This window comes from Paracholeplasma vituli, assembly GCF_025446935.1.
Classification (GTDB): domain Bacteria; phylum Bacillota_I; class Bacilli_A; order Acholeplasmatales; family UBA5453; genus Paracholeplasma; species Paracholeplasma vituli.
The window spans coordinates 108,656-124,009 of sequence record NZ_JAOEGN010000005.1 but is presented as its reverse complement, the minus strand read 5'-3'; the positions used below and the strand labels follow the sequence as shown (position 1 = coordinate 124,009).

Genomic DNA, 15,354 nt, shown 5'->3' with positions numbered 1-15,354 from the left:
ATATCAACAAAGAAGGATTAAGACAGTACAAATTAGCTTTAGAGATATAAAAGAACTAAGAACCGTAGGGACTACGGGGATAGCCTATTGAGTCACTGGTGGGTACACTGGTTTGGATAGGAAGCCCCCACTTCTATTAAGTGGTGGGTAGTTCACGTAAACAGAAAAACGCTTAGGCGTTTTTTTTATGTTAAAAGATGGGGTTTTGTTGTAATCAAGTCCCATTTATAGTAATATACTATAGAGATATATTCCAAAGAAAGTGTGATTTAATGTTTAAGAAATGGTTTGACGCAGGCATTAAAGAATTAAAAAAAGCCAGACCCATCGCAGATAAAATAGAAAAATTAGCCGACTCTATGGCGGCTTTAAGTGACGAAGCATTAAAAAATAAAACAGCAGAATTTAAACAACGATTCCAAAATGGCGAAACCTTGGACGACTTACTTGTAGAAGCCTACGCAGTCGTTAGAGAAGCATCTCGTCGTGTGACTGGAATGTACCCATACTATGTCCAATTGTTGGGTGCGATTGCGATTCATGGTGGGAACATCGCTGAAATGAAAACCGGTGAAGGTAAAACCCTCACTGCAGTCATGCCAGCATATTTGAACGCACTTAACGGCTTAGGCACTCACATTGTCACTGTGAATGAATACTTAGCTAAACGTGAAGCTGAAGGTGAAATTGGCGAAATCTATCGCTTTTTAGGTTTGACGGTTGGATTAAACATCCGTGAACTCACACCAGACCAGAAGAAAGCCGCCTATGATTGCGATATTTTATATTCGACAAACTCCGAATTGGGCTTTGACTACTTAAGAGACCACATGGCGCTTTATGCGAAAGATATGGTTCAAAAACGTGGTTTAAACTACGCAATCATCGACGAAGTTGACTCCATCTTAATTGATGAAGCCCGTACACCGCTCATCATTTCCGGTGGTGCGAAACAAAATCAAAACTTATATACCGGTGCGGATCGTTTTGCGAAACACTTAAGCGATGAAGACTATTTCATTGACATTGAATCTAAAACCATCGAGCTTTCTGAATCGGGTATTCAAAAAGCGGAACAGATGTTTAGAATCGAAAACCTCTATGACATCAATAACGTAACCTTACTACACCACATCAATAATGCACTCCGTGCGAACTATATTATGTTTAGAGATAAAGATTATATGGTCGTCGATAACGCAGTTCTCATTATTGACCAATTTACAGGTCGTGTATTACCAGGTAGACAGTTTTCTGAAGGGTTACACCAAGCCTTAGAAGCTAAAGAAAACGTAGAAATAAAAAAAGAAACCGTAACGGTTGCGACCATTACTTACCAAAATTTCTTCAGAATGTATAAGAAACTGTCCGGGATGACTGGTACAGCGAAGACCGAGGAAGAAGAGTTCAGAGAAATTTATAACATGTATGTCGTCGAAGTACCTACGAACGAACCCGTTATTCGTGTGGATGCACCAGACTATTTATTTGTTACCTTAGAAGATAAATACAACGCATTGATTGATGATATTGAGGAAAGACACAAAAAAGGTCAACCGATCTTATTAGGTACGGTTGCAGTTGAAACCTCTGAAATCTTATCTAAATTACTGAATCATCGTGGGATTAGACACGACGTATTAAACGCCAAACAACACGAACGCGAAGCTGATATTATCGCAAAAGCGGGTCAAAAATTCGCTGTAACGATTGCTACCAATATGGCTGGTCGTGGTACCGATATTAAACTTGGCGAAGGTGTCGTTGAACTTGGTGGTCTCGCAGTCATCGGTTCTGAACGTCACGAATCTAGACGTATCGATAATCAGTTAAGAGGTCGTTCAGGACGTCAAGGAGACCCAGGTTACTCGAGATTCTATCTATCCGCTGAAGATGAACTCTTAATGCGATTTGGTGGGGAATCCTTTAAACAACGTATTGCGATGATATCCAAACTCAATACCGATAAAGATGCGACAAAACCTCAACCACTTGAATCCAAGATATTCTCACGTTTTGTATCTTCTGCGCAAAAACGTATTGAAGGTCAAAACTACGATACTCGTAAAACTGTATTGAAATATGACGATGTACTTCGTAAACAAAGAGAAATCATGTATGCAGAACGTACATTCGTTCTCACGGAAGCGAACATTGAACCATTTGTCATCAAAGCCATTGAATCCTATATTGAGAGTGCTGTCGCACCACTCATGGTTCAAGTTGGTAAGAATAAGTTCGATATTAACGATGAAGCCATTCACGCAACTTTCGATGGTGTTTTATTCGCAAGAGGTACTGTCGATAAAGAAAAACTCGCTGAACTGGATGAAAAAGGTATTCCTGCTTACTTAAAATCCCTAGCGATCCATGAAATCGAAGCGAAGAAGAATATGTTCCCTGAAGAAGTCTTTAATGAATTCTTAAAAGTCATTTCACTTCGTGTCATTGATACGTTCTGGATGCGACATATAGATCAAATGAGCGAACTTAGACAAGCTGTTACACTACAACAATACGGTCAAAGTAACCCGCTTCAAATCTATCAAAAAGAAGGCTTCGCTAAGTTTAGAGATATGACGCTTAATATTTCTAAAGATATCGCAACCTATGTGTTGCGTGCCCAAATCCGTGTAAATTCTGAACGCGAAGAAGTCGTGAAGAATACAAAAACCAATGAGGGTGGCGAACTTAGAAGTAAAAAGCCAGGAAAAATCAAACAGAACCACAATCAAAGAAACATGCCAAATTGGCGTCGATAAGCAAAACCCTAGTACGAAGATGACTCCTGTACTAGGTTTTTTTCGATATAATAGTATCAAGGGGAATAAATACGATGAACATAACAAACGTAGATGTAAGAAACTATATAGATTCACTCGACCCAAAACGAAAACCTGATGTACTTTATTTGATTGATTTGATGAGTGAAATCACAGGACTCAAACCAAAACTTTGGGGTACTATTGTTGGGTTTGGTAAGCTTCACTATCAGTATAAAACCGGACATAGCGGAGATATGCCAATCATTGGATTGGCGAGCCGAAAACAAGCCATTACCCTCTATTTAAGTTTTGAAATTAATCAGTATGAAGAGCTTTCACATCTTGGTAAAGTGACCTACGGAAAAAGCTGTTTATACATTAAGACTTTAAAGGATGTCGATTTAGATGTTCTTAGAAGCCTCATCATAAAAACCACAGAAGATGCCTTAAAAATGGATTTTATCACAAGAATCGAATGAACCATACCCGTTTATTCTAGTAGATTGCTTATAACTTTGTTATAATACTTGTGAGGTTATATTATGGAACGTTATGAATTAAATAAATACTTAGAGTCCTTTGAAATTCGTTTAGCGGATTTAGAAAGAGCACTCAATTTAGAAACATTAAAAAAAGAATTTGAACAAAACAGCCAAATGATGACTGCGGCTGATTTTTGGGATGACGTCAAAGCAGCCCAAAAAATAATTGAAAAGACAAATAATCAAAAAGAACAGATTGAAACCTATGAAAGCTTACTTAAAGAATCAGAGAGTTTATCCGAACTTGCGAGTGTCACAGATGATCAATCTGAAGATTTTCTATTGATTACTGATGAAGTCCTAGCTTTAGATAAATCTTTAAAAGTATTTGAAACCTTAATTCTTTTGAATGAGCCGTATGATGATTTACCGGCTATATTAGAACTACACCCTGGTGCTGGTGGGACCGAATCTCAAGACTGGTGTGAAATGCTTTACCGGATGTACCAACGCTACGCAGTAAGAAAAAACTATAAGATAGATGTCCTTGATTACCAAGCTGGTGAAGAAGCGGGCATCAAAAGCGTAACGATTAGAATTAAAGGCAAATATGCCTATGGGTATTTAAAAAGTGAACACGGTGTGCACCGTTTGGTTCGAATCTCTCCTTTTGATTCGAATGCGCGTCGCCATACCTCTTTCGTCTCTGTGGAAGTAATGCCTGAAATCGATCAACGCATCGAGATCAACATTAAGGATGAAGATATCAAAGTGGATGTTTATCGAAGCAGCGGAGCGGGTGGGCAAAGCGTTAATACGACGGACAGTGCAGTTCGAGTGACGCATTTACCGACCAACATCGTGGTGACCTGTCAAAACGAACGTAGTCAAATTAAGAACAAAGAGGTCGCTATGGACATCTTAAGATCGAAGTTAGCGGTTTTAGAAATTGAAAAACAAAGAAAATTATTAAATGATATTAAAGGTGAACAAAAAGAGATTGGATGGGGTTCTCAAATCCGCTCCTATGTATTCCACCCGTATCAAATGGTGAAAGACCACAGAACCGATTATGAAACCAGTCAAACGGTATCAGTGATGGATGGTGACATCGACGGTTTTATCAATGCTTATTTAAAGTCAGGTGATTAGATGATCAAAAAAATAGTATCAGAGTATTCACGAATTGCATTCGGGGTTACGATAATGACCCTGGGGTTTTATTATTTCTTATTACCAGAAAACTTAGTTATTGGTGGAACAATGGGATTAGCTGTCTTATTCAAAGACCATATTAACCCATCCATCTTTCTATATATCGTAAACTCTTTTTTATTAATCTTAGGTTTATTAGTTTTAGGTAAAGATTTCTTCTTAAAAACTGTTTTTGGTACATTAGCTTCACCAACCATATTATTCATTCTTGAACTAATTGGTTCAGATGAGGCGTGGATCATGAATCAAATTACAGATTCGAAATTACTGATTGCAGCTGTATCGGGTTCACTTCTCGTTGGGGTTGGACTTGGGATTGTTTTCCGCTTTGGTGGGACCACTGGCGGTATGGATGTCATTCAAAGTATCATTCATAAGAAGCTCCATATACCGTATCAAGTCATCTTTTTCTTCACAGATGGATTAGTCGTCATTCTCTCCTTAATATTCTTTAGAGACATTGAACTATTTATCTACGCCGTAGCGAGCGTCTTCTTAATCTCGATTATTGTTGATAACGTATCGATTAAGGGACGTGCAGGACAGACCATTTTCGTCATAACGAAAAAACCAGAACTCATTAAGCAAGCTATTTACGATACGATTGATCGTGGCTGTACCTTGATTGATGCTGAAGGTGGATTCAGTGGTATTGCGAGTAAAATGGTCATTTGTACAATGCGTAATCGAGAAGTCAATATGATGCGTTCTGTTATCGAACGCATAGATCCAGAAGCTTTTACCTTCATGACAGATACGAAAGAGGCGGTTGGACGTGGATTTAGTAAAGAGTAAACGCGTATTTTTAACTTTAATCCTTAGCCTTTTATTAGGTTTTTTAAGTGGGTGCGATATTGAGCTACCCACTTTTTTAACTAAACCAGACGTCTATGAAGTCTATACTTTATTGGATAAATACTACTATAAGGATCTCGATTTTAAGATTAATGAAGTCAATACCGTCGATGAGATTATTGAACGTTTGAATGATCCCTATACTTATTTATATGTACCGAATACACGCACAATTGAACTCGATGAATCCTACTATGGGATTGGGATTTCAATCATGGATTTACCAGAAGGGTTACTCATATCCGATACAAATCCATTAGCCCGCTTGGAAAAATCCATCTATATTGGGGATATCATCCAAGAAATCGATGGAACAGCACTAACAGATTTAACTTATGATGAACGTATCGCGTTGTTATATGGAGATTTAGGCACCACATTTAATCTCAAGGTTAAACGGGGTGATCAAACCGTTGAAACAACTGTCAGTATCAAAGAAATCCCACTGAACTCTGTAACTTCAACAATGTTTGAAGATAGAATAGCTTATATCGATATCAACCGATTTGCCGGAAAAACCGGTATGGCATTTAGGACTGAACTCGCGAAACTAGAAGCCGAAAATCCAGCAGGGTTAATCATTGATGTCCGAAACAATGGCGGTGGGTATTTAACTGCTGTGGTCGATATCATCTCCAATTTCGCTACTGGTTCAGACCCAGTTGTAACGATGCATCGAATTTATGATGATTTGAAAACACCTTATTATGGTGTAGCAGAGAATGTCAAAAAAACGTATCCAATTGTCGTGTTAATGAACGAACATAGTGCCTCCGCGAGTGAAGTGCTTGCGATAGCGATGCGTGAAAATGGAAATTACCCACTTGTAGGGATGAAAACATATGGGAAGTTTGTCTATCAAACAACATTTGTACTTCAAAGACAATCGAAAGAACTCTATCTCAATATGACTGAAGGTTATTGGTATTCCCCAAATAACAACACCGTTGAGGGTGGAATTATCCCTGATGTAAACATTATTCAATCGGGTATCGTTGCTTACCCTTATCCAATCTACAAATCAGAAATCACATTAAACCAGTCTGTAGAAACTGAACAAACCATCATCGAACTACTCAATCTTTTAGAAGATACGTTACCAGACCGCGGTAATTTGTCTGTATTAGATTCCGATTTAGAAGCGAAAATTAGAGCCTTCCAATCCGCAAACAATCTTTCGGTGACGGGGTCGTTCAATTATGAAACGATTATGTTCTTAATTGATTATTATAGAAGTATTGTCGTATTGCCATCCTATGATAACCAACTCCAACAAACCATTACTTACTTGGTGAATTATGAAAGTTGAGAAATTAGAACGTGTCCGCTTTGGATACAAAGTCACACTCGGGGATGAAGTCATCCAATTAGAAGAAGAAACCATTGTTGTTTTTCGTATTAAGAAAGATTTAGAAATCGATTCAAAATTACTTAAAGCTATTTTAGATGCCGATAAAGTTCACGTTCAAAAGCGTAAGGCAATTGTGCATTTGGAAAAACCACAATCCGTTCATGAGTTTAAAACCTATCTAAGAAGCCTGAATGTCAAGGAATCAAACATTGAAGAATGGACTAACACCTATAAAAAACTCGGCTATTTAGATGATTTAGAGTATGGTAAACTACTTGTAGAGGGGTATAAAAACAAGTACGGTGCGAAGAAAATCGAATCGATCCTGTCTACGAAAGGGTTACACCCAGAAACCATTTCAAGAGTTTTACCGAAAAACGATGACGCACTTAAAAAATTAGTGATGAAAGCTTGTAAATCGATTCAAAAACCAACGTTTTTACAAGCCAAAAACACCGTCATTCGTCAAGTTATAGCCAAGGGTTTTGACTATGAAACCACCCTAAAATATGTTGAACAATATTTAGATCCCAAACGTTTTGATGAATCGAATGCCATTTTAAAAGAATACCAAAAAATTCGTAGCAAATACGAAAAGACCTATCAAGGATACGCTCTCAAACAAAAAATCCATCAAGCTTTAAGACAAAAAGGATTTAGCGGTCAACAGATCGAACAAATAGGGGTAGAAATGGAGAATAATTATGTATAAAATTTCGAATGAAGATGCTTATTTCTTTAATGAAGGCAAGCTCTATGATGCCTATCGCATATTTGGTGCACACCTAATCAAAGATGAAGAAGGCTTAATACAGGGTACTCGTTTTACCGTATACGCACCAAACGCATTAATGGTCTCTGTGGTCGGTGAATTTAATAACTGGTTAGAACACGCACACACCCTAACAAAGATTCACGATATGGGGGTTTGGTCCATTGAGATTCCTTGGAATTTAGAATGGGCGAAATACAAATACGTGATTTTTACCAATCAGGGTAAACTCTATAAAGCCGATCCTTATGCTAAATTCTCAGAAAATAGACCCAATACGGCCTCTAAAGTATACGATATCGATGGGTATGAGTGGCATGACCAAGATTGGATGTTTTCCAAAACCAAACTCTACGATAAACCCGTTATGATTTATGAACTACACTTAGGATCTTGGCGGACAAAATATGGACAATTTTTCAAGTTCAATGAAATTGTCGAACAACTTATCCAATATTTAAAAGAACAGAATTTTACTCACATCGAATTGATGCCAATCTATGAACACCCACTCGATGATTCTTGGGGGTATCAAGGGACCGGTTATTATTCTGCAACCGCTCGTTATGGTGTTCCAAAAGATTTAATGTATATGATTGACCGTCTACATCAAGAAGGCTTCGGTGTCATTATGGACTGGGTTCCTGGCCATATTTGTAAAGATGCACATGGTCTGTATTTCTTTGATGGGTCTCCACTATACGAACACGACGAAACTTGGAAACGTGAGAATGAAGTATGGGGGACAGCAAATTTAGATTTATCGAAACCCCAAACTAAAAGTTTCTTAATTTCCAACGCTTGTTTTTGGATGGATTATTTCCACGTCGATGGTTTTAGAGTGGATGCAGTTTCTAACCTCTTATACTATTTAGGAGATTCAAGAAACGGTACCAATTTAGGCGCGATTGATTTTTTGAGACAGTTATCCTATGTCATTTTTGGTAAAGATGACCGCATCCTACTCATGGCAGAAGACTCAACAGCGCATGAAGGGGTTACCAAACCTGTAGACGCGGGTGGTATTGGATTTAACTATAAATGGAATATGGGTTTCATGAACGATGTCCTAAGATACTTCAAGCGTGACCCAATTCACCGTAAGTGGCATCATCACGACATTACATTCGGCTTAACCTATGCATTTTCAGAACAGTTTGTACTCCCATTTTCACATGATGAAGTGGTTCATGGTAAAGGCACACTCTTAACGAGAATGCCTGGGGATTACTGGCAAAAATTCGCGAACTATCGCTTATTGATGGGTCTATATATGACCCATCCAGGTAAAAAATTATTATTTATGGGTCAAGAATTCGCTCATTTCCAAGAATGGAGTGTCCATCGTCAGTTAGATTGGAATCTTTATGAGTTTAAATCTCACCATTCAGCCAATGAGTTTGTGAGAGACTTACTCTATCTATATAAATCAGAGCCTGCGTTACACGAATTAGATCACGATCCAAAAGGTTTTCAATGGATTGACTCTACCAATGCAGACCAATCGATTTATAGTTTTATTCGATACGGAAAAGACCCTGAAGATCATGTTTTGGTGGTTTTAAATATGACACCTACGGTATATCACCAATATGAAATGGGTGTGCCTTTTAGCGGTGTTTATGACGAAATCATCAACAGTGACCTCCTCAAATATGGGGGTTCTGATCAGTACAATGGATTACCTTTAGAGACGTTTGAAGGGCAATGTCACAATCAAAATCAATATGTGAAATTAACGATTGGACCCCTTACAGCGCTCATTTTAAAGTACCGAAAGTAAAAATGTAATCGTTTGCAAGACAGAAGGCACCTTAAGCAGAGGTGCCTTTATGGTATAATCACACTGGATTATTACTGTAAGGAGAAAACACATGTCAACTGTATTTAAAGATGCGATTACATTTAAGAAGGCATTCATTGAACAAGTAGAAAAGACATACGCGATCGACTTCAAAGATTCTAGCAGTTATCAACAATATGTTGCTTTAGGAACCCTTCTTAAAGAACACATCGCAGATGATTGGAAGGAAACGAAGAAAATCGAATCGGACAAGCGTCAAGTCTATTATTTTTCAATGGAATTCCTCATGGGTCGTATGATTACGAATAACTTAATGAATGCGGGTGTCTACGACGTTGTTAAACAAGCGTTTAATGAACTCAACTTAGACATCAATGAAATTGAACATAAAGAAACCGATGCTGGATTAGGTAATGGCGGTTTAGGCCGATTAGCGGCTTGTTTCATGGATAGTGTAGCTGCTTTAGCGCTACCGGTTCATGGTAACTGCATCCGTTATCGCTATGGGTTCTTTAAACAAAAAATTGAAAATGGTTATCAAGTTGAATACCCAGACCGCTGGTTAAAAGATATACACGTTTGGGAAGTCAGACGTGATGAAGAAGCCATCGATGTCCCATTCTATGGACACATTGAACTTTCAGTCATCGACGGAAAACTCAACGTATTCCATCGTAATGCGGAATATGTCAAAGCAGTTCCTTATGATGTCCCAATTGTCGGATACAACAACCAAGTGATCAACACACTCAGACTTTGGAGTGCTGAACCGAGCGATTTATACCAAAATCAAGGTGGAACATTTGATTATCATAAGAAATTACGCCAAATCTCAGAAATGCTTTACCCAAATGACGATACCGATGAAGGTAAGATCTTACGTTTGAAACAACAATACTTATTCTCAAGTGCGGGTGTGAACGCGGTATTAAAGAAACATAAAAAACAATTTGGTACGCTGGATAACCTAGCTGAAAAAGCCGTTTTCCACATTAACGATACCCATCCAACACTAATCATTCCTGAACTCATGCGCATTTTAGTGGATGAAGAAGGTATGGAATGGGATCACGCTTGGGATATTACACGTCGCTGTGTCGCTTATACGAACCACACCATTTTGGCTGAAGCGCTAGAAAAATGGCCAATTCGTTTATTCCAACCTTTACTACCTCGAATATATACCATCACTGAAGAAATCAACCGTCGTTTTGAAATTGAATTGAAACAACGCTTTGGCGATTATGCAAAAGAAGTTGAGTCGATGCAAATCCTTAAAAACGGTATGGTTCACATGGCGAACTTAGCGATTGTCGGTTCATTCTCGGTCAATGGGGTTGCACAACTTCACACTGATATTCTTAAAGAAATTGAAATGCGCGATTTCGCGGATTATTATCCAAATAAGTTTAATAACAAAACAAACGGTATCACCCATAGAAGATGGGTTTTACAATCTAATCCAGAAATCGTTGAAATCCTTAAGGATACAGTCGGTAATGAATGGATTAAAGATACTTCTAAATTAGAAGGTCTCGCAAAATTCGCGAATGATCCTGTAATACAAAAACGTTACGAAGCGATGAAACTTGCACGTAAACAAGCCCTCACCGACAAGATTTTCAAAGAACAAGGTGTGAAACTCAATCCACACGCAATCTTTGATATTCAAGTCAAACGTCTTCATGAATACAAACGTCAATTGATGAATGCTTTACACATTATGCATTTATACAATGAACTAAAATCAAACCCTGAAATACGTAAGCAGTTCTACCCACAGAACTTTATTTTCGGTGCTAAAGCAGCACCTACTTACTGGTTTGCGAAGAAAGTAATTAAATTAATCAATACGATTGCTGAAAAAGTGAACAATGACCCTGAAACCAATGAGTTGCTCAAAGTGGTATTCGTTGAGGATTACAATGTCACCTACGCAGAAACCATTATGCCAGCTGCCGATTTGTCGGAACAAATTTCAACCGCTTCTAAGGAAGCCTCTGGTACAGGCAACATGAAGTTCATGATGAATGGTGCAATCACGATTGGTACACTCGATGGTGCAAACGTTGAAATCGCAGAATTGGTCGGTGAAGATAACATCATTATCTTCGGATTAACCGCTAAAGAAGTGACTGATCTCTACCAAAAAGGATCTTATCAACCTTATGAGATGTATGAAAAAGACCCAAGAATCAAACGTGTCTTGGATCAACTCACCAATGGATTCTTCACCAATGTGCCACGAAATGAATTTGAAGAAATTCGTAGAAACTTACTCGACCGTGACGTTTATTTAGTCCTCAAAGACTTTGATAGTTATGTTGCGGCTCAAGCGAAAGCAAATAAACTCTATCAAAACCGTCCTACATGGCTCAAGATGTCGATTATGAATACAGCGAAATCTGGATTCTTCTCTACCGATAGAACCATGGAAGAATACAACAAAGATATTTGGCACTTAACCAAAATCAAATAAGAAATAACCCGATTTAGCACCAGCTAAATCGGGTATTTGTTTATTTATTAAACATTACTTTTTCAGAATCAAACATACGGGTAAGTAATACCGTACCTAATCCGACAACCAGTAGGTTCGTTAGTATGGTGACGGTTAAGAACAAGTAGTTCACTTCTAGAGATAAGATGAACGTAATCGACTGAACCGAGTTATATACTGGGATGAAGTACATGATTAAATTCGATGAACTGGTTCCAAACATGGAAGAAATTCCGATAAGCATGATAATAATCATCAAAGGCATCGCTAAGGAGGAAGCCTCTTTGATGGACTTCGCGTAAGCACTGATAATTGAAATTAGTACAATGAAGATCAAAATCGTAGAAATCAATACTGTAAATAACAAGACATACGTGCCAAAATCATACATCGCCATGGTGAAATCTTCACCAATTAGTTTTGGTAGTGAAAGCATTAAACCGAAGAAGCTAGAGGCTGCACTGGCTAATGCTGTGATGCTTAACGCAATCACTTTTCCTAATGCAATCTCACTGCGTTTCGTAGGTGTGGTTAATAGGGTTGCAATCGTTCCACGGTCTTTTTCTCCTGCAATCGATTCAGAAGCAATACTTAAAGATGCTGTGAATAAGAAGGTAATGAGTAAGAATGGGACTAACATGGTAACGAACTGTATCGACATATCTTTTGAACTTGCTAAGTTATAGGATGTATCTCCACGATTGATATCAAACTTATTAGAAATATTCGATTCATAGGCTAATAACATCGAGGTATAGTAACTGTAAATTGAACTAGATTCATTCGAAGAAGCATTATAGAAGATTTCTACTTGTGGCGCAGGTAAACCAGAATCGATACTATATGCGAGCATTTTAGAGTAGAAATCGGCTTCATAAATAATGAGTAAATCTACAGTCTTTTCTGTAATTGCGAGTTTAACATCATCGATCCATAGAGTTCCATCGATGACGGTGAGTTCTACAGGGTAAGCAGGGTTTTGGTTAAACGCATCAAATTCGGATGGGTGATTCACAATTGATACTTTATAAGTATAATCTTCTGGAATCGATACCGTTTCTGAAAGCACACTACCCATTAAGGAATAAAGAACAAAAATCATTAGTCCTGGTAGGATGAGTGTAACGAGCATGCGTCTATCGGTAAAGAAGCGTTTGAGTTCTTTTTTGACGATGGTCCAAATGTTTTGCATTATAATACTCCCCCTTTCGATTCATATAATTGGAAGAATAAGGTTTCTAAGTCCGTGGTTTTCATGATTTCTGCAACGGTATTCTCATAGACCATTTCACCTTCAATGATAATACCCACACGGTCACATAACTTTTCGACTAAGCTGAAGATATGGGTAGAAAGAATAATGGTTTTACCTGTTTGTTTTAAATGGATTAAAAAATCTGTGACGGTTTTCGCTGTAATGATGTCTAAACCGTTAGTCGGTTCATCAAAAATGATGATGCTCGGGTCGTGAGCAATCGAAATTGCTAATGAGACCTTTTGTTTCATACCCGTCGATAAATCAGATACCTTTACCTCGCAAAATGGCTGGATCCCAAATTGGTCAAACAACATTTTCTTACGAGCTTGAATGGTTTCTTCTTCGATGTTGTGCAAACGTGAGAAGTAATCAAACAAGTAGTTCGGTGTGAAAAAGTCTTCTAATTTCAACTCACTGGTTAAAAATCCAATCTTACGACGAACATTACTAGGATCATTGACAACCGAGATACCATCGATGAATACATCACCAGAATCGGGTTTAATCAATGAACTTGCGATGCGTAGCGTGGTCGTTTTACCCGCTCCGTTAGGCCCAAGCAAACCGTAGATTTCACCTTCGTAAGCGTCAAATGATAAAGATTTAACAGCGACCTTTTTAGAATCGTTGGTTTTTAAAATTTTACGCTGTTTTTTCGAAAGCGTAAATGTCTTTGTGACATCCTTAACTGAAAACAATACTTTCATATATACATTCTCCTTTAGTATTTTCTTTTGTAGTAAATATCGAGTCCAAGCATTACCAAGGATTCAAATACGAATATGCCAGCCATGATGATGGAAATGAGGTTGGTTTCTTCAAAAAAACCGAAAATCACGATGAGTAAGAACTGAATCCAATAATGAACGAAATAGGTTTGTGAGACAACTTTGTTTCTAATCATTATTAGACGTTCATCATTCTCAGCAATCTTTTGTTCCTTCATGTAAGATTTACTAAATAACAAGATGGTAGATAATAATATAATTGTGACTCCAAATCCTAGTGAAAACCCACTCAAATAATCGTTTAAGAATTGAAATCGAACATTGAGTATAAACAAAATGATGAAAATCATACCTAATAAACGGATGGCTTGTAAGTACTGTCTTGTGATAAATGGTTTCTTCATTGTGTTGTCTCCTCCTCGTAAACGAAAATCTCTTCGACAGTACAATTGAAAAATCTTGCAAGTTTAATCGCTAAGATAATAGAAGGGTTGTATTTTCCGGTTTCAATTGAACTGATGGTTTGGCGCGATACCCCCATGGCATCTGCAAGCGTCTCTTGTTTAATGTTTTGCTGTTTCCGCAGCAATTCGAGATGATTATTCATAGTTTCTCCTTTGTCAAGTTTGCTTTACATCATTACTATAACACCACTGTTTTTGAATGTCAAGCATACTTTACAAAAAAAACTAAGCCTGCGCTTAGTCTTTTGTGATATATTGTTTTAAATACTCAATGACTCCATTTTCGGTATTGGGTTTAAAGCTGATTGCTTTCGCAACTGCTTTGACTTCATCGACACCATTTTTCATCGCAACCCCATGATGGACAACTTGAAGCATGTCTAAATCGTTGAGCCCATCGCCAAATGCGATAACTTGTTCAGGTTCAAAACCATAATACTGTCTTACAAATTCAATCGCTTCCCCTTTAGAAGTACGTTTTTGATAAATTTCAAATATGGCGTTCTTGTGATCACTACCCCAGTCGCGGTATAAAAGTAAACCATCACATTCGTTCATAATAAAGGATTCAAATGTTTCTTTATAAGCAACATCAATGATGTACATTAACCCAGAAGGTTCCGGATGATTAGGATTTGTGAAGGGTCCTTCGACAAAGAAGGTATCCTCTGTTTCATGGTATAACCAGTTTAAGCGATCTGTTGGTTTATACACGTAAAGCCCATTATCCACACTATAAAATGCTGTTCTTGTGAAAGGTTCAGCAAAATTGAACAATTTATCGATGATTCGTTTAGGGATTTTTAAGGTCATTTTTTGAAAGTGATTATCTCTAGGATTTTCGATCGACCCGCCATTATCCGTAATAATCGGTGTATCGAGATCTAACGCTTGATAATAATGGTAACAACCTCTAAAAGGGCGGCCTGTCGCAATCACGATTTTATGGCCTAAACTAGCGAGTTCCTTTAAATAACTTATCGTTTCTGTTGTGAGTTCAGAGTTACCATCCAATAAAGTACCATCTAAATCACATGCAATCATATATTTTTTCATTTCATCACCTTCTATATTATCGCACAAAAAGGTTAAAAAACCTAGTCTGAAAGTGATGGCCTTCAAAAGATAATTCTTTATCTTTTAGGACGCTTAAGGTATAA

General features: G+C 37.7%; 13 protein-coding genes. 8 read left to right on the top strand and 5 right to left on the bottom strand.

Annotated features, from left to right (window positions below; translation table 11 throughout):
- The first annotated feature begins 272 nt into the window (after positions 1–272).
- The 8 genes from secA to N7603_RS03890 all read left to right on the top strand — a co-directional run bounded on the left by secA (position 273) and on the right by N7603_RS03890 (position 11,723).
- On the top strand, positions 273–2,762 hold the full coding sequence (gene secA, locus N7603_RS03925; RefSeq protein WP_262096048.1) for a preprotein translocase subunit SecA: 2,490 nt from the start codon (positions 273–275) through the stop codon (positions 2,760–2,762).
- Positions 2,763–2,836: 74 nt separating this feature from the next.
- The gene (locus tag N7603_RS03920; RefSeq protein ID WP_262096047.1) at positions 2,837–3,244 is read left to right on the top strand and encodes a DUF1801 domain-containing protein; all 408 of its coding nucleotides are present in this window, start codon (positions 2,837–2,839) and stop codon (positions 3,242–3,244) included.
- A 63-nt stretch (positions 3,245–3,307) separates the two neighbouring features.
- Positions 3,308–4,399: a peptide chain release factor 2 gene (gene prfB / locus N7603_RS03915; protein WP_262096046.1), complete on the top strand. Its 1,092-nt coding sequence runs from the start codon at positions 3,308–3,310 to the stop codon at positions 4,397–4,399.
- The gene (locus N7603_RS03910; RefSeq protein WP_262096045.1) at positions 4,400–5,257 is read left to right on the top strand and encodes a YitT family protein; all 858 of its coding nucleotides are present in this window, start codon (positions 4,400–4,402) and stop codon (positions 5,255–5,257) included.
- A complete protein-coding gene (locus N7603_RS09040) occupies positions 5,238–6,626 on the top strand; it encodes a S41 family peptidase (RefSeq protein WP_262096044.1) in 1,389 nt (462 codons plus the stop codon). The genes N7603_RS03910 and N7603_RS09040 overlap by 20 nt, the downstream gene beginning before the upstream one ends.
- Positions 6,616–7,380, top strand: a complete 765-nt coding sequence (locus N7603_RS03900; protein ID WP_262096043.1) for a regulatory protein RecX — start codon at positions 6,616–6,618, stop codon at positions 7,378–7,380. Before N7603_RS09040 ends, N7603_RS03900 begins: the two co-directional genes overlap by 11 nt.
- A complete protein-coding gene (glgB, locus tag N7603_RS03895; RefSeq protein WP_262096041.1) occupies positions 7,373–9,223 on the top strand; it encodes a 1,4-alpha-glucan branching protein GlgB in 1,851 nt (616 codons plus the stop codon). The genes N7603_RS03900 and glgB overlap by 8 nt, the downstream gene beginning before the upstream one ends.
- Before the next feature lie 91 nt (positions 9,224–9,314).
- Positions 9,315–11,723, top strand: a complete 2,409-nt coding sequence (locus tag N7603_RS03890; protein WP_262096040.1) for a glycogen/starch/alpha-glucan phosphorylase — start codon at positions 9,315–9,317, stop codon at positions 11,721–11,723.
- A 40-nt stretch (positions 11,724–11,763) separates the two neighbouring features.
- Here the strand turns inward: N7603_RS03890 and N7603_RS03885 are convergent, their stop codons facing one another.
- The 5 genes from N7603_RS03885 to N7603_RS03865 form a co-directional block, all read right to left on the bottom strand.
- Positions 11,764–12,936 carry an ABC transporter permease gene (locus N7603_RS03885; protein ID WP_262096039.1) on the bottom strand — a complete coding sequence of 391 codons (1,173 nt, stop codon included), beginning with the start codon at positions 12,934–12,936 and terminating at the stop codon, positions 11,764–11,766.
- Positions 12,936–13,709 carry an ABC transporter ATP-binding protein gene (locus tag N7603_RS03880; protein WP_262096037.1) on the bottom strand — a complete coding sequence of 258 codons (774 nt, stop codon included), beginning with the start codon at positions 13,707–13,709 and terminating at the stop codon, positions 12,936–12,938. Before N7603_RS03880 ends, N7603_RS03885 begins: the two co-directional genes overlap by 1 nt.
- 14 nt (positions 13,710–13,723) lie before the next feature.
- A complete protein-coding gene (locus N7603_RS03875; RefSeq protein WP_262096036.1) occupies positions 13,724–14,134 on the bottom strand; it encodes a hypothetical protein in 411 nt (136 codons plus the stop codon).
- Complete coding sequence (locus N7603_RS03870) at positions 14,131–14,337, bottom strand: helix-turn-helix transcriptional regulator (RefSeq protein ID WP_262096035.1); 207 nt, start codon at positions 14,335–14,337, stop codon at positions 14,131–14,133. The genes N7603_RS03875 and N7603_RS03870 overlap by 4 nt, the downstream gene beginning before the upstream one ends.
- 94 nt (positions 14,338–14,431) lie before the next feature.
- Positions 14,432–15,250: an HAD family hydrolase gene (locus N7603_RS03865; protein ID WP_262096034.1), complete on the bottom strand. Its 819-nt coding sequence runs from the start codon at positions 15,248–15,250 to the stop codon at positions 14,432–14,434.
- Between the last annotated feature and the right edge of the window lie 104 nt (positions 15,251–15,354).